Annotated in this window: 17 protein-coding genes; 11 read left to right on the forward strand and 6 right to left on the reverse strand. The window is 73.2% G+C overall.

Translation table 11 applies throughout. The features are described from left to right. Positions 1–22: 22 nt before the first annotated feature. The 10 genes from WMF36_RS40935 to WMF36_RS40980 all read left to right on the forward strand — a co-directional run bounded on the left by WMF36_RS40935 (position 23) and on the right by WMF36_RS40980 (position 6,857). Positions 23–640 (forward strand): hypothetical protein, encoded by a 618-nt coding sequence (locus WMF36_RS40935; RefSeq protein ID WP_437576263.1) that lies wholly within the window; start codon positions 23–25, stop codon positions 638–640. After that, on the forward strand, positions 637–1,563 hold the full coding sequence (locus WMF36_RS40940; protein WP_437576264.1) for a 3-hydroxyacyl-CoA dehydrogenase family protein: 927 nt from the start codon (positions 637–639) through the stop codon (positions 1,561–1,563). The genes WMF36_RS40935 and WMF36_RS40940 overlap by 4 nt, the downstream gene beginning before the upstream one ends. A 288-nt stretch (positions 1,564–1,851) precedes the next feature. After that, positions 1,852–1,998 carry a hypothetical protein gene (locus WMF36_RS40945; RefSeq protein ID WP_437576265.1) on the forward strand — a complete coding sequence of 49 codons (147 nt, stop codon included), beginning with the start codon at positions 1,852–1,854 and terminating at the stop codon, positions 1,996–1,998. Positions 1,999–2,183: 185 nt separating this feature from the next. Continuing rightward, a complete protein-coding gene (locus WMF36_RS40950) occupies positions 2,184–2,528 on the forward strand; it encodes a hypothetical protein (protein WP_437576266.1) in 345 nt (114 codons plus the stop codon). A gap of 45 nt (positions 2,529–2,573) precedes the next feature. Further along, on the forward strand, positions 2,574–3,479 hold the full coding sequence (locus tag WMF36_RS40955; RefSeq protein ID WP_437576267.1) for an RNA polymerase sigma factor: 906 nt from the start codon (positions 2,574–2,576) through the stop codon (positions 3,477–3,479). A 23-nt stretch (positions 3,480–3,502) separates the two neighbouring features. Beyond that, positions 3,503–4,108: an NrsF family protein gene (locus tag WMF36_RS40960; RefSeq protein WP_437576268.1), complete on the forward strand. Its 606-nt coding sequence runs from the start codon at positions 3,503–3,505 to the stop codon at positions 4,106–4,108. A gap of 98 nt (positions 4,109–4,206) precedes the next feature. Then, positions 4,207–4,467, forward strand: a complete 261-nt coding sequence (gene bufA2, locus WMF36_RS40965; protein WP_437576269.1) for a BufA2 family periplasmic bufferin-type metallophore — start codon at positions 4,207–4,209, stop codon at positions 4,465–4,467. A 1-nt stretch (position 4,468) separates the two neighbouring features. Further along, positions 4,469–5,353, forward strand: a complete 885-nt coding sequence (locus WMF36_RS40970) for a DUF692 domain-containing protein (protein ID WP_437576270.1) — start codon at positions 4,469–4,471, stop codon at positions 5,351–5,353. A 38-nt stretch (positions 5,354–5,391) separates the two neighbouring features. After that, a complete protein-coding gene (locus tag WMF36_RS40975) occupies positions 5,392–6,099 on the forward strand; it encodes an HvfC/BufC family peptide modification chaperone (protein WP_437576271.1) in 708 nt (235 codons plus the stop codon). Next, the gene (locus WMF36_RS40980) at positions 6,096–6,857 is read left to right on the forward strand and encodes a hypothetical protein (protein ID WP_437576272.1); all 762 of its coding nucleotides are present in this window, start codon (positions 6,096–6,098) and stop codon (positions 6,855–6,857) included. Before WMF36_RS40975 ends, WMF36_RS40980 begins: the two co-directional genes overlap by 4 nt. A 318-nt stretch (positions 6,858–7,175) precedes the next feature. Here WMF36_RS40980 and WMF36_RS40985 read toward each other — a convergent pair whose 3' ends face one another. The 5 genes from WMF36_RS40985 to WMF36_RS41005 form a co-directional block, all read right to left on the reverse strand. Then, positions 7,176–7,823, reverse strand: coding sequence for a hypothetical protein (locus WMF36_RS40985; RefSeq protein WP_437576273.1), 648 nt, complete (start codon positions 7,821–7,823; stop codon positions 7,176–7,178). 164 nt (positions 7,824–7,987) lie between these two features. Continuing rightward, the gene (locus WMF36_RS40990; RefSeq protein WP_437576274.1) at positions 7,988–8,767 is read right to left on the reverse strand and encodes a hypothetical protein; all 780 of its coding nucleotides are present in this window, start codon (positions 8,765–8,767) and stop codon (positions 7,988–7,990) included. Between the two features lie 77 nt (positions 8,768–8,844). Continuing rightward, positions 8,845–9,825 carry a pseudouridine synthase gene (locus WMF36_RS40995; protein WP_437576275.1) on the reverse strand — a complete coding sequence of 327 codons (981 nt, stop codon included), beginning with the start codon at positions 9,823–9,825 and terminating at the stop codon, positions 8,845–8,847. After that, positions 9,822–12,779 carry a PEP/pyruvate-binding domain-containing protein gene (locus tag WMF36_RS41000; RefSeq protein WP_437576276.1) on the reverse strand — a complete coding sequence of 986 codons (2,958 nt, stop codon included), beginning with the start codon at positions 12,777–12,779 and terminating at the stop codon, positions 9,822–9,824. Before WMF36_RS41000 ends, WMF36_RS40995 begins: the two co-directional genes overlap by 4 nt. A gap of 69 nt (positions 12,780–12,848) precedes the next feature. After that, complete coding sequence (locus tag WMF36_RS41005) at positions 12,849–13,784, reverse strand: alpha/beta hydrolase (RefSeq protein WP_437576277.1); 936 nt, start codon at positions 13,782–13,784, stop codon at positions 12,849–12,851. 298 nt (positions 13,785–14,082) lie between these two features. On the opposite strand from WMF36_RS41005, the gene WMF36_RS41010 reads away from it, so the two are divergent. After that, positions 14,083–15,585, forward strand: coding sequence for an amino acid permease (locus WMF36_RS41010; RefSeq protein WP_437582023.1), 1,503 nt, complete (start codon positions 14,083–14,085; stop codon positions 15,583–15,585). Positions 15,586–15,697: 112 nt separating this feature from the next. Here the strand turns inward: WMF36_RS41010 and WMF36_RS41015 are convergent, their stop codons facing one another. After that, on the reverse strand, positions 15,698–17,290 hold the full coding sequence (locus WMF36_RS41015) for an AgmX/PglI C-terminal domain-containing protein (protein WP_437576278.1): 1,593 nt from the start codon (positions 17,288–17,290) through the stop codon (positions 15,698–15,700). Positions 17,291–17,916: the final 626 nt, after the last annotated feature.

A 17,916-nucleotide genomic window follows, 5' to 3' on the forward strand; every position in this document is an offset into this window, starting at 1 on the left:
GAAGTGCGGCAACTGTCGGCGCATGAGCACGGCCCATCAAGAGGCTCACGCGGCCGCGGCGCACGACGTGAGCGACCACCACGGCTTCGACGGGGAGCCCGCCCGCGCGCTGCCGGCCGACGAGCCGCCCACCCCGAGCTGGCTCCCCGCGCTGGGGCTCGCGCTCTTCGCGGTGGCGGGCGTCACGTTCCTCGTGATGAGCAGCGACGGCAGCGCCGCGGATCAGGCCGCACCGGCCGGCGCGCGCCCGGCGCCGGCTGACGCGCGCCCGGCGCCGGCGGATGCCCGCCCGGCGGCCACGATGGGCGCGCGCCCGGCGCCCGGGGCCAACGCGCGCCCGGCGACCGCGGCGGGCGCGCACCCGGCGCCCGGGGCCGATGCGCGCCCGGCTCCTGGAGCCGACGCGCGCCCCGCGGGAGCGCGCCCGGTCGCGCCGACCGGGCCCGCGTCGGGGCCGGCCGCGGAGACGATGCGCGCGGCGGCCGAGCGCGCGAGGGAAGGCGGCGCCGCGGCCCCCGCCGCGCCGGGGCCGGCGAACCTGCGCAAGCTGACGCCCCAGGAGGTGGACGCCGTGCGCAAGCGCATGGATGCGCGGCAGAAGGACGCCGCGAAGGCGCCGCCGCCGGCTCCGCCGAAGTGAGCGAGCCGGTGGTGGACACCGCCGCCGCGCGGATGCGCACGGTGCTCGTGCTCGGCGCGGGCACGATGGGCCAGGGGATCGCGCAGGTCACGGCGATCGCCGGCTACGTGACGCGCCTCCACGACGTGGACGCCGCGCGCATCGGCGCGGCGATCGAGGACATCAAGCGCGCGACCGATCGCCTCGTGCAGAAGGGCAAGATGCTCAACGAGGCGCGCAGCGAGATGATCGGGATGCTGGTCGCGTCGCCGGATCTCGCGCGCGCGGCGGCGGACGCCGATCTCGTGATCGAGGCGGTGCCCGAGCGGATGGACCTCAAGGTGGAGGTGCTCGGCCGGGCGAAGGCGGCGGCGCCGGAGGGGGCGCTGCTCGGCTCGAACACGTCGAGCCTGAGCATCACGGAGCTCGGCCGCCGGCTCGGGGCGGGCGCGCGCACGGTCGGCCTGCACTTCTTCAACCCGCCGCCGGTGATGGAGCTGCTCGAGGTGGTGCGGGGGCTGGAGACCGACGAGGCGACGGTGACGGCGGCGCTGTCGGTGGCGAGGCGCCTGGCCAAGACGCCGATCGTGGTGAGCGACACGCCCGGCTTCGCGACGAGCCGGCTGGGCGTGGCGCTCGGCGCGGAGGCGATGCGGATGCTCGAGTCCGGGGTGGCGTCGGCGGTCGACATCGATCGCGCGATGGAGCTCGGGTACCGGCACCCGATGGGGCCGCTGAAGCTGACGGACCTCGTGGGGCTGGACGTGCGGCTCGCGATCCTGGAGCACCTGCACCGCGAGGTGGGCGAGCAGTTCCGGCCGCCGGTGATCCTGCGGCAGATGGTGCGGGCGGGGAAGCTCGGGAAGAAGACGGGAGAGGGGTTCTACCGGTGGACCGAGGCGGGGGCCCAACCCATCGAGGGCGACGGCCGGCGCCGGGGGTAGCGAGAGCGCCGGGCGCGCGCGGGGGTGGCGAAGAGCTGATGTCGGAGGACGACTCGCTCGCGGCTCAAGGCGCGACCTGCGTCAGGACATCAGGCCGAGCACGAAGAGCGCGTCGGACCCGAGCGGCCAGAGCGTGCGGCACGGGTGGGTTGCCAGCACCACGCCGCCGCTCGGGAGGCGGCGCACGTGAAACGGGCAATGCCACAGCAGATATCGCGCTCGGAGTCGTTCAGACTCACGCCGGACAGCACGTGGGCGCTATTCAATCCTCCGAAGTGGGCGCGGACCATGGAGAGAACCTCGTCGATCGAGTGCGTATCGCACGATATGCTCGCGCTCATCATCAAGCCGATGAGCTCTCCCGGGGGGACGAGCGCCGAGAGTACCGCGAAGGCGTCGAGCCGTTCTGCCTCGTCGCACCAGGCGAAGAAGTGAGGCCCTGACTCGCTCATAACCTGATCACCATGATGATTTTGTCAAAACCATCGAGGGCAACCGTCTTACCCTCGTTCAAATCGAAGAGGTAGCCATCTTTGACCAACTACTTCTTCTGATCGAACTCCGCCCCCTGCTCCATGATGAGCTCGACGCGTTCCATGTCTCCATCGAGCCCCTTTCTCTTGAAGCAGAGCGACAAGAAGGCAGTCGCTTTCGTCGCGACCCGCGGCCTCGACAAGGACGAGCGCAAGCGCCTCAGAGGCCTTGTCGACGTGGCGCTCGGCCCGACATCCCCTCTTCCCGAGCAAACCGAGCTCCCGGAGACCGTGCGCCGGCGCGAGGCGCTCTCCAAGCTGCGCGGCGGGTTCGACGAGGGGTCGACCACGGCGCGCGCGGTCGTCAAGAAGCGGGGCTACCTCATCCGCGTCGGCCTCGCGAACCGCAAGGCGCCCCAGCGGAAGCCCGCCGCCGCGTCGTCCAAGCCGGGCGAGCCGCTCGACGAGACCGACGAGACCGATCTGGAGTAGCCCAGCACACCAATCAGGGCTTCCGTCGCGCGCCCGGAGGCCTCCGTGCCGGCGACGGAGACCTTCGCGCGCGCGCTGGGACCCCTCAAGCACCCCATCGAGGCCCTCGCGCACGCAACGGAGAGCCGCCACCCGCACAACGGGGTCGCCGCGGCGAGCTACTTGCGCCGGGGCCTGAACGGATCCGGCGGCTGCCCGGCCCGCGAGTTTCTTCGAAACCAGCGGCCGCCGTCGTCGTACCGAGCGGGATGGTTTCTGCGACGCGGCGTTCAGCACCTCCGACGAGGAGGCCGATACTCGCGCGCGGGCTCGTCGTACTGGTCCGCGGTGCTCCTCTCGGCCTTTCTCTCCAACCCGGCCCTTGCCGCCTTCGCCGACGGCATGGACGTTGACGAGCGGCCGGAACGGTCGGCGGCCAGCGCTGCCATGGACCGCTACGCCGACGGGGACGCCGCCGTGTTCCCCGTGGTCTATGACGCGCTGGCGGGGCGCTTGCTTCGCTACCTTTCGCGCCTGGAACGCGACCCCACCGCGGCCGAAGACCTGCTGCAGCAGACCTTTTTGCGCATGCATCGCGCGCGGGCGAGCTTCCGTCGAGGATCCGACGTCGAGCCGTGGGCCTTCTCGATCGCGCGCCGGCTGTTTCTCGATGCACGAAAATTGGAGCGGCGACGGCCCTTGTCTTGGCTGGTACCCAAGCCCGGTCTGGAGGCGGACGCGGAGGCGATCCTGATGGCGCGCCAACTCGGCGAGACCATGGACGCTACGCTGGCTTCGCTGCCTCCGCTTCAGCGCGAGGCGTTTCTTCTGATCCGTGAGGACGGCCTCACGGGAGCCGAAGCTGCCGCGACGCTCGGGGTCTCGCTCGCGGCGGTCAAGCTCCGGGCGCAACGAGCCTACGATCAGCTTCGGGTTGCGCTTCGCGAGGACAAGCCGGAGGGAGGACGATGAGCCCCTCCACACGAGACGCGGCTTTGCGCGCGCGCGTCCTCTCTTCCGTCGAGGCCGAGCCCAGCCCGTCGCGGCCCGCGCTCGAAAGAAGGACGCTCTTTGTCCTCGGCGGCTCGGGTGCGCTTCTCGCGGCGGTCGCGCTCACGGGCCGTGGACCGCATTCGCATGACGTCGCCTGGTGGCTTGGAGCCGGTTGGCTCGCCCTCGTGTCGGCCGCCGCGACGACCCTCGCGCTGGCAGGTCACCGTCCCGTTTCGGGGGCCGTTCGGTGCGCTTGGGTCGCAGCGGTCGCGGCGGCGCTTGGCGTCGTCGCGTCCGCGTTGTGGCTCTCGGACCCGTTCGCGTCGCGTCCGCCCGCCGTTCACGGGGCGTGCTCCGCGATGACGCTCGGTCTCGGCGTCGCCCTCGCGCTCGCCGTGGCGCGCGCGCGCACCGGCTCCGACCCGATTGAGCCCGCACGAACTGGTCTCCTCATCGGCGTCCTCGCGGGGCTCTGGTCGGCGGCCACGATCGCCTTTCGCTGCGGTCACGCGGAGGTCGACCACCTCCTCGTCTCGCACGTCGCGCCCGTTCTGATCGTCGCGGTCGCGGGACGCATCGCCGGAAAGCGCTGGCTGAGCGTCCGCTGAGCGATACCGATCTGCGGAGGCGTCGTACCTGGGGCGCATCTCACCATGAGATGCGCTCCGAGAAACCACGCAACCTTAACCAAACCTGGAGAAAAACCATGAACATTCCGATGCGAGGAGCGGCGATCGCGGCAGGGGTCGTTGCGCTCTTGGGAACGGCGGCCTGCGGTGAGGACACCGGCGAAGCCGAGCAGGCGCTCGTGAAGTGCGAGGGTATCAACGAGTGCAAGGGCCAGAGCGATTGCAAGGGCGCGACCAACGACTGCGCCGGCCTCAACGAGTGCAAGGGGCAAGGGTATCTCGAGGTGATCGAGGAGGAATGCGCAGAGAAGGGAGGCTCCGTCATCGAGGAGTCGTGAGGTGTCTCTTCACCACCTCGATCCCTCCGATTCGCGCGAGCCGCCCCGGACCGACGCGAGCCGCCACCTCGATCCTGGCCGCCGGCCGGGGTTCGGCCTCGGCCTTCGGCCGAAGCACTTCGGAGACGCCCTGGCTGGAGGCATCGAGGTCGATTGCGTGGAGATCATCGCGGAGAACTTCGTGGGCCGGGGCGGCCGGCCGCGAGCCGCGCTCGATCGAGTGAGGCGCGACGCGTCGGTCCTCGTGCACGCCGTCGGGATGGACGTGGCCGGGTTCGATCCGATCGACATGGGCCACGTGCTCGGGATCAGGGATCTGGCGGATGAAATCGAGGCCGATCTCGTCTCCGATCATCTCTGTTTCTCTCGCCTCGGTGGCCGGCACGGCCACGATCTGTGGCCCGTGCCGCGCACGGTCGAGACGCTCGAGCGTGTCGCGGCGCGTATCTGCCGGATCCAAGACGCTCTCGGGCGACGCATCGCGCTGGAGAACATCTCGGCCTATGTCGAATTCGCGTCCAACGAAATGGCGGAGCTCGACGTGTGGCTCGAGCTCTTCTCGCGGACCGATTGCCTCATGCTTCTCGACCTCAACAATGCCTACGTCTCCTCCGTGAACCTCGGCGGACACCCGGAGGATCTGATCGAAGGACTGCCGGAGAAGCGCGTCGTGCAGATCCACTTGGCCGGTCACAGCGAGCTCGGCGCGGGCTTGCTCGATGACCACGGCTCGCCCGTCGCCGACGAGGTCTGGCGCCTCTACGAGCGCGCGGTCCGCCGCTTCGGGCCGGTCACGACCATCGTCGAGCGGGACGCCGAAGTTCCTCCCCTCGACGTCCTCCTCGCCGAGGTCGCGCAGGCCCGCTCGATCGCGAGGGCATCGTGAGCGCAGCTCCCGACGACGTCACCGTGTTCGCTCGGGCGGTGCTCTCGGGCACGATCGGCGCCGCCGAAGTCGCGGCCTTTCGAAGCGCCGGGGCCATCAGCCCGCGCGACGGGATGGAGAACCACCGGCGGATGTTCGTGACGCGTCAGATCGCCGCCCTCGAGGAGCTCTTCCCCGTCGCCCGCAGCCATCTCGGCGCGGCGGGCTTCGCCCGGCACGCGTCGTCTTACGTGCAGGCACACCGCTCGACGAGCGCCGCGCTCGAGCAGGTCGGCGCGGACTTTCCGTCGCTCCTATTGTCCTCCGGCGAGCCTGTCGCGTCGGAGCTCGCCGCGCTCGAGTGGGCCTGTTTGTGGGTGTTCCTGGCCGCCGACGGCGTGCACAAAGCGGAGCCGAGGAAGGTCCCGCTACCCGATTCCGTGCTCGTCCTCGGTCAGGCCTTCGACGTGGTCTCGCTCGGCAGCGCGGCCCGCGCAGCGTGGTCCAAAGGCGAAGGACCACACATGGCATGCAATGAAGCGCGCGACGTCGTCGATATCCTCGTCTGGCGCGCTGGCTTGCAATGCCGTCTCCGCGCCCTGCCCGAGGAGGAAGCCGAAGCGCTGCGTCGAGCGCGCGAAGGTGCGGCGTTCTCGTTCGTCTGCGAGGCATTCGCGGCAACCCCGGCCCCCGTCGCCGCGGCCTTTCGATGCGTACGAACCTGGCTCGACAGCGGCATTCTTCACGGCTTTGCGGGGCCCGCGTGAAGGCGCTCTGGTCGCTGGCGCTCTGTCTCTTCGGATGCGGCGAGGTCGCCTCGATCCCCGGCTCTGCGTCCCATCGGCCGGGCGATCCCTGCCTCTCCTGCCATTCCATAGGTGGCTCTGCCGAGCCGACGCTGTCCGTGGCGGGCACCGTCACCCGGACCTCGGTCTCCGCACGCTCGGAGGGCGTCAGCGGCGTTACCATTGCGGTTGTCGACGCGAGCGGGAGATCGCTCGAGCTCGTCACCGACGACGCGGGGAATTTCTACACCGATGAGCCGGTTTCTGCCCCATTGCGTGCCTCGATCGACTCGCAGGCCGCGACCATCCACATGCCCGTCGACGCGCCTTCCGCGAACTGCAACACCTGTCACAGGAGCCCCGGTGCGAATGCGCGAGCGCTCGGCTGGATCCGGCCCCAGCGAGAGACCGGCCCCGACATGCGTCCGGGAGCGGATTGTCTCTCCTGTCACGCCCCGCCCCTGGTGGGAGACTTCGATCCTGCCCCGCACTTTGGCGCCGCAGGCACGATCGCCGGCGGCGCGGGCGCTGTCGTCATCATTCAGGACTCGCTGGGTAATCGCGTCGAGCTCTCCCCAACCAGCAGCGGCAACTTCTGGACCACCGAGGCGCTCATCCCCCCGCTCGAGGCGACGATCTCGCGCGGTGGCGCCATGCTGGTCAAAGCGGCGGCGGTCGACTCCGGAAGCTGCAATGGGTGCCACGACGGCACTACCGTCAAAGCGCTCGCGGGGCCCTGAGCGACGCGCGCCTGAACCACCCGGTTCGGCAGACTCTGGATCGCGCGCTCGATGTCGCCGCGCGCGGTGATTTGCCAGGCGACCTCGTCAAGGCCGCGGCGAAGCGGGCTGTAGAGCGCGGCGAGCAGCGCGAACGGCATGAGCAGGCGCGGCCACGGTCCGCCGAGCGCTCGAAGCGACGTCGTGATCTGTCGCGCGAACGGGCCAGCGAGCCACGAGCTCGGCAGGCTCGCGCGCGCCGCGCCTGCCCCGGCGGAGGCGCACTCCAACCAACGCGCGCGCGACGCGCGGCGCCCGCCGCGCGCAGCCGAGGGCGCGCTACCGGTTCCGCGTGTCCTTCTTGGCGTTCTCTTCCGCCTCTTTCTGGCGCTCGGCCTCGCGCTGGACGATGCGCTCCTTGACCGCGACGTAGTCCTTCTCGTCCTTCACCCGCCGGTCGATCTGCTTCTGCCGCTCGGTCGCCGTCGCCGGATAGCCGGCCGCCTTGGGATTGCTGGTCAGGAACGCGCCGTAAGCCCCCCACGCCTCCCTCGCGGCCTGCCAGCTCTTCTGACGCTCGCGAAGATCCGCGAGGCAGAAGAGCACCTTGGCCTGAAGCTCGTCCGGACCCTTCTTGCCGAGCGCCGTCGTCCAGGCCGCCTCGGCCTCCGCCGCATTGCCCGACTCGAGCATCGCCTCGCCGAGGCGGTAAAAGCCGAGCATCTTCGAGGGGTCCAGCTTGATCGCCTCCTGGAACCCTGTGATCGCGCCGGGGATGTCGCGCGCCACGAACGAGGCCTGACCCTTCAGGATCTGCTCCGCGTACGGGCTGACACCGCCGCGCCCGCTCGGATCCTTGCGCGGCGGCGAGGAAGCGCCAGGCGCAGCCTCCGGCGCCTCAGGCGACTGCTGGGCGGCGACCGGCGCCGCAGAGACGACGACAGCGAGAGCAAGCGACGCGATGACAGCAAGCGAGCGGTCCTGCATGCCCGCCAAGCTACCGCAGCCGCGGCCCGGAGGGAAAACCTTGCTGCACAGGCCAGCGACGGTCCCCGCCGCCCCGGGAGGAGGGAGGCTCGCGGCGGCACCCCGGCGCGACACGCCGCCGACCGCGCGAACCGGCCGGCGCGCCGTCGATGCCGCGACCCCAGTTACTTCCGCCGAGGCCTGAACGGGTCCGGCGGCTGCCCGGCATCCGGCGGTCGCCCGGCGTCCACCGGCGGCCAGCCCGCGTCCGGCAACCCCGCATCCACCGGCGGCCAGCCTCCATCCGGGCGCCCCGCATCCACCGGCGGCCAGCCTCCATCCGGGCGCCCCGCATCCACCGGCGGCCACCCTCCATCCGGCGGACCCGCATCCACCGGCGGCCACCCTCCATCCGGCCACCCCGCGTCCGCCGGCAACCTGCCAGCGTCCGCAGAGCCCCCCGCGTCCGCAGGCAACCCGCCCGCATCCGCCTGCAGCCCCCCGTCGACCGCCACCGGATGCTGCGCGCTCAGCGACACAAGCCGGCCGTCAGGCCCCGGCGGCCAGAGGAAACGCTCCTCCACCCCCGTCTTCCGGTCCACCAGCTTGGCCCAGCTCGCGCGCGGGTTGTCCGCCATCTGCACGCGGAGCCGCGCCGTCACCCCCTGGTCGAACGTCGGCCGGTGCAGCAGGACGCTCGTCGGACGCTCGGGCGCATCGCCCGTGAGCGGCACGTCGAAGCGGACCCGATCGAGCAGCTCCTGACCGACGTGAAGCTCGATCGCAAACCGGCCCATCACGCGCGCCGTCGCCGCAGGCCGGTCGAGCGTCACCGAGCGCACACGAGAGACCGAGCTCCTGCCCTTCGCGTACTGCACCTCGAAGACCCACTGCTTCGCGCTGGGCCGCACGGCAGGGTCCGGCGCATACCCGGCGCGGGGCGGCGGCGCCTTGGGCTCGGCCACGGCAATCACGCCGGCAGCAGCAAGCGCAAGGCCGGCAAGGAGCGCCAGGGCGGCGCGGGCGAGAGGGCGAGGCGAGGTCATCGGGCACCGGAAGGAGCCCCCGGCGGCAAAGCCGCCTCGGGCGTCGCAGTCAGCACCTCTTCCCACGCGGAGCCGTCGCCGTCGAGCGCCCCCCAGAGATCCCGGAGCTCGTCGGGGACCGGCGAAAGCGCCGTGCGCTCCTCGCCGGCCTCGTCCGGCACCGTGACGCGCAAGGCGTGCAGCGCAATGCGCGAGAGGGGGAGCACACGGCCCCGCGCCGTGGTCAAAGATCGCGCGCCGCCATGGTCGCGGTCGCCCAGGAGCGGCGCCCCCGCATGCGCCGCATGCACCCGGAGCTGGTGCATGCGGCCCGTCACGGGATCCAGGCGGAGCAGCGTGGCCGCCGCCGCACCGCCGCCGGCCGAGGCGACCGCGCGGTAACGCGTCGCCGCGGGCTTCGCGCCGGCGCCGCCCACCGCAGGCAGGCTGCGCCCGCCACGCGACCGCGCCGCGCCGATGGGCGCGTCCCACGTGCCCGCCCCCTCGACTCGACCCCCGGCCACGCCGACGTACACCCGCGCGATGCGCCCCGCCTCGCGCATCGCCGCGAGGTGCCGCTGGCCCCGCGGGCCCGTCGCGCACAGCACCGCGCCGCTCACGCCGACGTCGAGCCGCGAGGCCGCGTGCGGCGGCGCGCGCAGGCCGAGCAGCTCGGCGACCTCCGTGATCAAGGACCGCGTGCCCCGGCGCTCCGGCGCCGTCGGCAACGCCGCCGGCTTCGACACGACAAGGATCTCCCCCCAGCGCGCCAGCACCTCCACCGGCGGCGCCCCCGGCGCGTCGCGCCGCGCCGGCCACACGGCGAGCTCGTCGCCGGGGACCACCGCGTCATCAGGCCGCGCGCGCCGCGCGTTCAAAAAGGCGCGCCCCTCCGCCGCCGCGCCCGCGAAACCCCGGGAGGCGCCGCCCATGCGCTCGAGGACGTCCGCCACCGTGGGGCCGTCGGACGGGCCGACCCGGAAGCGCGCCGCGGTCATCCGGGCCGCGCAACGAGCAGCGGCGCGCCGTCGCCCAGCGCGCCCCCGGCAGCGCCGTTCGTCGACGGCGGCGCGGCGCGCTCGTCCAGGCGCTCGACCACGCCGCGATCGCCGTCGACCCGCAGCCGGTCGCCCGTCTTGATCACCAGCGTCACGCCGGGCACGTTCACCACCGCAGGGATGCCGTACTCGCGCGCCACGATCGAGGCGTGCGACATGGGGCCGCCGAGCTCGGTCACGACCGCGGCTGCCACGAGGAACAGCGGCGAGAGGCCGACGTCGGTCGTACGCGCGACCAGCACCTCGCCCGGCTCCACCGCGTCGAGCGCGGGCGCCCCCGGCTCGAGCACGCGCGCCCGGCCCTCGACGACGCCAGGGCTCGCCGGCAGCCCGAGGAGACGGACCCCCGACGCAGGCGGCAGCACGACCGGCGGCGGCCGGCCGATGAACGTGGCCGGAGGATCGGGGCGGGCGGCGTCGCGCAGGTGCTCGGCGCGGCGCAGCCGCACGACGTGGCCCACGTCGGCCCGGCCGCTGGAGAGCGCGGTCACGAGCTCCTCGTAGGTGCAGAAGAAGACGCTCCCGGGGAGCAGCGAGGGCTCGATGCGCCGGAGCCGCCGGTCGATGTCGAGCGCGACCTTCCGCAGCATGCCGAGCACGCGGGTCACCCACGTGCGCATGCGCTCCCGCAGGCGCACGTAGCGCTGCGCGCGGCCGACCAGCGCGCGCAGCAGCGCGAGCTCCACCCGCGAGATGCGCGTCTCGAGCATCGCCATCTCGCGGTCGGCGAGCGCGCGGGCACGCGCCAGCGCGCGCTCCGGATCGCCGGGCGCCCCGCGCAGCGACGCGGTGAGCATCGCGATGACCGGCGCCGGGTCCTCCCGCCAGCGGGGCGTCGCGAGCTCCGCCTCGCGCACGGCGCGGTCGCCGTGCGCGTCGAGGAACCGCGCGAGCGCGTCGCGCGCCGGCCCCTCGGGCAGATCGCGCGGCCCCCTCACCTCGCCGGCGAGCAGCCGCTCGCGCGACGCCCGATCCAGCACGACGAGCTCCGCCACCCGGGCGAGCTCGATGCCCGGCCCCGCGCTGTCGAGCTCGCGCACGCCGCCCGCGAGCACCTGCGCCAGGTGCTCGACGTTGGTCTCGGCGCGCCCGGCCGGATCGTCGAAGGGCGCCTCGCCGGAGGCCGAGCGCGCGGAGGCGCGGCGGCCCGCGACCCGCTCCAGCGCCCTGCACAGCGCGAGGTGGCTCGCGAGCGACGCCGACGCGCAGTGCAGCATCAGCGTGCCGGTCCGCTCGAGCAGCAGGAAGACGCTGCGCAGCGTGGTGCCGATGGCGTCGTCCGGCAGGAGCGTCATGTCGAGCTCGGAGAGGGCGCGCTGCGCCCAGAGCGCCTCGCCCTCGTAGGCCGAGACCTCGCGCTCGAGCCGCGCGTGCCGGAGGAGGAGCCGCGGCCCGGTGAGCGGCAGCCGCGCATAGAAGCGGCGCCGCGAGACGCCCGCGCTCTGCTGGGCGAGCCGCGCGATGAGCTGCTCGCTCGCCCCGCCGCTCATGCCGAGCAGCGCCCGCGGCGAGAGCCCCGGGACCTGCGCCGCGATCTGCATGAAGGCGGTCAGGTTGAGGTAGAAGCGCCCGTACACGTTGGCGACGAGGCGCGCGCCGCGCGGCACGCGGCAGCCGAGCGCGGCGAACGCCTCGCGGAAGCCCCGGTCGGAGAACGCGCGCGCCACCGACCAGGTGAGCGGCGTCGCCGCCCCGGGGAGCGCCTCGCCCACGTTCGCGCGCGACCAGATCGTGTCGGCGCCGCCCCCCTCGGGGAAGCCGCCGCCGCTCACCGGGCGCACCTGGAGCAGCCACACCCGCCCCGCCTCCGGCGAGGGCGCCTCCGGCGAGGAAGAGCCCTCCGCCGAGGGCGCCTCCGGCGAGGAAGAGCCCTCCGCCGGCAAAGGCGAGCCGTCCGCGGGCGGGCGGCCGGGGTCCTCCCCCTCGACCGCGAACTCCACGTCGAACGGGCCCTTGCCGCCCTGCTCGAGCCGCTCGGCGAGCTCGACGAGCTGCCGCAGCGCGGCCTCGCCGAGCGCGGGCTGCTCGGCGCGCGCCGCGGGCACCGGGACCTCCTCGAGCCCCGTCGCCCCCACGACGAGCGCGCGCCGCTTCTGCGCCACCGCCGACGCGACGACCCTGCCGCCGTCGCGCGCGACCCGGAGGGTGTCGGCCGCCACGGCCCCGTCGACGACCGGCGCGCCGAGCCCGAGCGTGGCGTTCACGAGCCGCTCGCCGGCGCGCCAGTGCTCGCCCTCGAGCCCGGGCGGGGGCGCGGTGAAGAGCACGCCCGCGGCCTCGGCGCGCACCATCACCTGCAGCACGACCGCCATCGCGGCGTCGCGGACGCCGGCGTGCGCGAGGTAGGCGAGCGCGCGCGGCAAGAAGGCGCTCGCCCAGACCTGCCGGATCGCGGCGTCGAGCTCGGCGTCGCCGCGCACGCCGAGCACCGACGTCGCGAGCCCCGCCATCGACGTCTCGTCGCTGTCCTCGCACGTGGCGCTGGACCGCACCGCGAGGCCCCACGGCGCCTCCGGCGCGATGGCCTGCCAGAGCGCCCCCAGCGCGGCCGAGAGCGTCTCGGGCAGCGGCTCGCTCAGGATGCGGTCGCGCGCCCGCGCCGCCCTGTCGACGCCCACCTTCGTGCCCGAGAGCCGGATCAGGGTGACGAGGTCGTGCCCCCGCGGCAGCTGCCGGTCGACGAGCTCCGTGAAGCACCGCGCGTCGAGCACCCAGCCGCGCGGCACCGGGAAGCCGTCGCGCAGCAGGCGACCGAGCGAGGCCGCCTTGCCGCCGACGCGCTTCGCGCTCGTGCTACGGCGCTGGCCGGCGCTCTCGAGCGGCTTCAGCCACTCGCGCACGGAGGGCGGGTCGGTCGCGCTGTCGGCGCGGGCGATGCGTGTCGGGTCGGCCACGTCGTTGCCGAGGAAGTAACACGGTTCGGCGGCCTGGGTCAGGGGCTTGTGACGCCCCGACCGCCACGATCACGGCGCGCGCAACCCGCGCTGGACGCGCTCGTGCCAGAGCACCATTTCCACGCCGCCGGGCCCACGATTCCAGGCATAGTCGTGCGGTCCGGGCACAATGCGCAGCTCGTGGCCGATGCCGTCCTGCCGCAGCCGATCGCTGATCGCCTGGATGGCGGGCAGGAAGGGATCGGCCTCGCTCGACACGAGCCGCAGCGCGACCGCGCGGCGCGTGAGGGCCCGGCGCGCGAGCGCGGAGAACATCTCCGCCTCGCTCGCCCGCACGGCCGGCTGGAGGGCGCCGACCGCGCCGAAGACCTCGGGGTGCGACAGGCCGACGAGCAGCGCGAGGCGGCCGCCGAGGCTCACGCCGTCGATCCCCGTCGCCTCGCGCGTCGCCTGGCAGCCGCCCTCGGCGCGCGCCCGCGGCAGGAGCCGCTCGACGACGAACCGCCCGAAGGCCGCGGCCCCCTCGGCGGAGCGGTCGCGGAGGTCGGGCGTGAACGGCGTGGCGATGCACAGCCCGCGGTAGGGGTGCTCGCCGAGCGAGGCGTTGAGCTGCGCGAGCCGCTCGCGCGTGACCATCTGCCCGAGGTCGTCCGGCGTGAGCGGCGGCGAGAGGATCTGCTCGAGGGTCGCGTCGAGGCCGTAGTCGTCGCGCCATCCGCGCGCGCCGGCCTCGGGGCCTCGCACCGCCTCCCCGCGCCCGTGCAGCGCGACGAGCAGCGGCAGCGGCGCCGCGGCCTCGGGCGCGAGGAGCAGCGCGCGCTGCGGGCCGTCGCCCTCGGAGGCCGGCTCGAAGGCGAGCTCCTTCCAGCGGGAGGGGGCCGCTTCCGCCGCCGCGGGCTCCGGCGGGGGCGGCGAGCTCTTGCGCCGGCACGAGGGCGCGGCGAGCGCGGCGAGGCCGAGCAGCGCGCGCCGGCGCGAGAGCGGGCAGGTCGTCGTTCCGGCCATCGGCGGCGAGGGTAGCAGCGGGGGACGCCGGCGCCGGGGGCGGCGCGCGCCCTAGGCAGTCCCACGTGCTCCCATGTAGGCTCTCTGCGCGCGGGCGAGATCCCCGAGAGGGGCGCTCATCGGCGAGACGCGCCGATCCTGACGAGGCCCGACGGGCACCGTCGGTCCCGAGCGCAAGCACTGAGGAAGGGGACCGCTCATGAACCGTGAGACGAAGGGGGACGTCGGGCCGCGCTCCGGCGACAAGCCGGGCGGTGTGGAGGGCGTGATCGCCGAGGACGTGAAGACGCTCCACAGCATGGGCTATGCGCAGGAGCTCCTGCGCCGGATGGGGGGTTTCTCCAATTTCGCGATCTCGTTCTCGATCATCTGCATCATCGCGGGCGGAATCACCTCGTTCCAGATGGGCTTTTGCAGCATCGGCGGCGCCGGTATCGGCATCGGGTGGCCGGTCTGCAGCGCGCTCACGCTGTGCATCGCGCTCACGATGGGCCAGGTCGCGTCGGCGTTCCCGACCGCGGGCGGCCTGTACCACTGGGCCTCGATCCTCGGGGGCCGGGGCTTCGGCTGGGCGACCGCGTGGTTCAACCTGATCGGCCTCGTCACCGTCCTCGCGGCGATCAACGTCGGCGCCTACCTGTTCATCATGAGCTCGCTCGGCCCCATGTTCGGCGTGGATCTCGCCACGATGCCCCCGGATCGGGCCATGATGGCGCAGATCGTCGGGGTCACGCTCATCACCGGGACACAGGCGCTCTTCAATCACCTCGGGATCCGCGTCACCACCCTGCTCACCGACTTCAGCGGGTATCTCATCCTCGCCGTCTCGGTGCTCCTCACGATCGCGATGCTCTTCTACGCGCCGCAGATCGACCTCGGGCGGCTCGTCACGTTCACGAACTACAGCGGCCCGAAGGGGGGCGACGTGTGGCCCGAGACGGGCGGCATGACGACGCTGTTTCTCCTGAGCTTCCTCCTGCCCGCGTACACGATCACCGGATACGACGCGTCGGCGCACACGTCGGAGGAGACGATCGGCGCGGCGGAGACCGTCCCGCGGGGCATCGTCCGGGCGGTGCTCGTCTCCGGCGTCTTCGGGTGGCTCATGCTGAGCGCCATCGTGCTCGCGATGCCCGACATGGACGAGGCGGCGTCGAAGGGCGGCGGCGTGTTCTTCTGGGTCATGGAGAGCGTCCTCCCGGAGCAGATCCGGATCGCGCTCTACGCCGGCATCTCGATCGCCCAGTACCTCTGCGGGCTGGCGACGGTGACGTCCGCCTCGCGCATGACCTTCGCGTTCGCGCGCGACGGGGGGCTGCCGCTCTCGGAGCAGCTGCGCAAGGTGAGCCCGAGGTTCCGCACGCCCGCGACCGCGATCTGGGTCGTCAGCGCGCTGACGATCGGCTTCACCGCATACACGCCGGTCTACTCGACGATCACGGCCGTCTGCGTGATCTTCCTCTACATCTCCTACGTCATGCCCACGATGATGGGCGTGCGCGCCTACGGCCGCACCTGGGTGAAGATGGGCCCGTGGGACCTCGGCCCGCTGTACCGGCCGCTCGCCATCATCAGCGTGCTCGCGTGCCTGATGCTGATCGTGGTGAGCGTCCAGCCGCCGAACGACAAGGCCCTTGTCATCATGCTCATCGTCTTCGCGGTGACCGCCGTCGTCTGGTTCGCGCTGGAGCGCCGCCGCTTCCAGGGGCCCCCGCAAGGGGTGATGATCCAGCAGCGAGCGCAGGAGATCGCGGAGGCGGAGCGCGCCGTCGGCCAGGCCGCCGCGGGCGGCGGAGGGTAGAGAGGGCCCCGGGGGGGGACCGGCCGGAGCGGCGTCCTCGGCGATCACGCCCGGAAGACAGGGCACGCCGCGCGTCGGGGCGATACCCCGGTCAGCCGCTGGAAGGGGCGAATCAGCTGCCGGAGGGGCTGAAGAGGATAGGATAGGTCACGGTCACGATGCCCGCGTCCGGCGGCGGGAACGACAGCCCGTAGAACGACCGCACCACGCAGGAGACCACGCCGGCGTCCGGCAGATCGGAGCCGCCGTTCTGCACGCTCGAGACCGCTCCGTCGCGGCCGATCGAGAAGCCGACCGACACGCGCCCGGTGAGGTTCGGGCTGTTGCGCAGCCCGTTCTCGTAGCAGAGCCGGAAGCGGCCGAAGTTCTGCCGCACGATGCGCTGGATGACCTCGGGCGGGATCCGGCCCGACACCGAGGGCGACCCGACCCGCATGCGCGGCGCGCTCACCTTGTGGCCAGGGCCGTTGACGAAGCGCGAGGTGCCGTTGCCCGGGCCGAAGCCCGGCCCGTCGCCGAGGCCGTTGCCGTGGCCGATGGTGCCGAGGGGCCCCATCCCGATGCCCGTGAAGCGCCCGTCGCCGCCCTCGCCGACGCCGGTCAGCCCGAGGCCGCCCACGCCGCCCGACTCGTCGATCGTCTCGCCCCACATGTTGCCGATCACGCTCTTCGCCCCGTTGCCAAGCGTGTCGACGCCGCCCCAGGGCGCCGACAGCGCGTTCGGATCGCCGCCGAGGCCCGCCTGGAGCAGGCCGATCGCGCCGAAGCGCGCCGCGTCGTCGAGCGCCTGCGCCCGCGAGATCCGCACGTCGGCGTTGTCCTTCGGTCCCTCGATGTCGAAGCGCCCGCCCGTCTTCCGGCTCGTCGCGCTGCCGGCCTTGCCCGACTCGCCGATCGCGGCCGCGCCGGTGCCGCCTTCCCGCTCGTTCGGGCGGGTCGCCTCGGTGCCGTCGTTGGCCTCGGGCTGCTCCCGCTCGGCGGTCGACGCGAGCGCCTGCGCCATCAGGTACGCCTGCTCGGCGCTCACGCCGCCGTCGTCGGCCATGGCGAGCGGGGGCATGAACGCGGCCATGGCCCCGAGCAGGCCGACGTGGAGCAGCGTCGAGAGCGCGGTGAACGGCAAGCTCCTGCGGTCGAGGCTCGCCTTGCCCGCGACGCGGCGGCCTGCCCTGCCCACGGCGACCTCGAAGCCGAAGCCGCCGAGATCGAGCCTCGCGCGCGCGCCGAGCGGCAGCGCGATCCGCCGCGCCCCGTCGAGCGCGGCGCACGGCGCAGCGCGGCCCGTCGCGATCGCCTGCGCGACCGTCATCTTGCAGCTCCCGATCTCGACCATCCCCGACGTGCCCGGCGGGATCACGGCGCTCACCTCGCCGTCGTCGCCGACGAGCACGAGCGGCGCCCTCGCCGCGCCCAGCCGCTCCGCCGGGACGAAGAAGTCGCACGCGCCCTCTGCGCCGTCCTGCTCGCCCACATAGAAGGAACGCGGCGGGGTCAGGTGCGCCACGTGGAGCAGGTTGCTCCCCCACCGGATGAGCACCTCGACGGACAGCGCCTCGGTCTCGCACTCCGCGGCGGGCACCTCGGGCGCGGTCTTGACCAGCGCGTACGTATACGAGCCCTCCGGCGCGTCCTCGGGCACCTCGGGATCGCAGGCCGGAGACGCGCTGAAGGGCAGGTTGCCGAGAAACGGATTCGGCGATGCCATGCTCGGAGCCAACTTGAACGTATCCATCTGAGGCCAGCCCTTTCCCTGCTCCCGCGCGCGGCGTGAACCGCGCAGCGAGCGGTCTGAATGCAGCGAGCCCGCGAGAGCCCGCGCCCTGGAGATCCCCGGCGCACGCGCGGCGAGCTTCACCGCTCTCTGCGTGCGCCGCGGAGCACCGCGTCCACGCCCGGGATCGACAGCGCCCCCGGCCCCAGGTTCCTGACCCGCAACGCGATTTTCAGCGGCGAGATCGCGCCCAGGGCGTTGAATAAATTCCAGATTGCGGGCCCGGCCCCGCCCCTCCCGGTGCGCCGGCTCGCCCCCCGCGCTCGTGGAGCACACCCCCTTGAGGGGCAGGCGCCGACGTCCGGGCCGCGGGTGCGTGCGGAGAACACCTCGGTGAGGCGCGGAACAGGCATGGAGTCGCCGCGAAACAGAGTCGTCATGTTCCGTTGCTCTCCGCTTAACCGCGCCGCGCCCGCCGGAGCTGAAGCGTGAAGAGGCGATCTAGTGGAGCAGCTGACAGCGCACCAGACTCGGTCGCTCCGCGCCGCCGGACGGGACGGGATGCGCGGGGGGATCCCGAGCCGCGCAATCGGCAGGACACGGGAGTTGGGGTAGCCGCG

The sequence above is a fragment of the Sorangium sp. So ce887 genome (genome assembly GCF_051521455.1).
Lineage (GTDB): Bacteria > Myxococcota_A > Polyangia > Polyangiales > Polyangiaceae > Sorangium.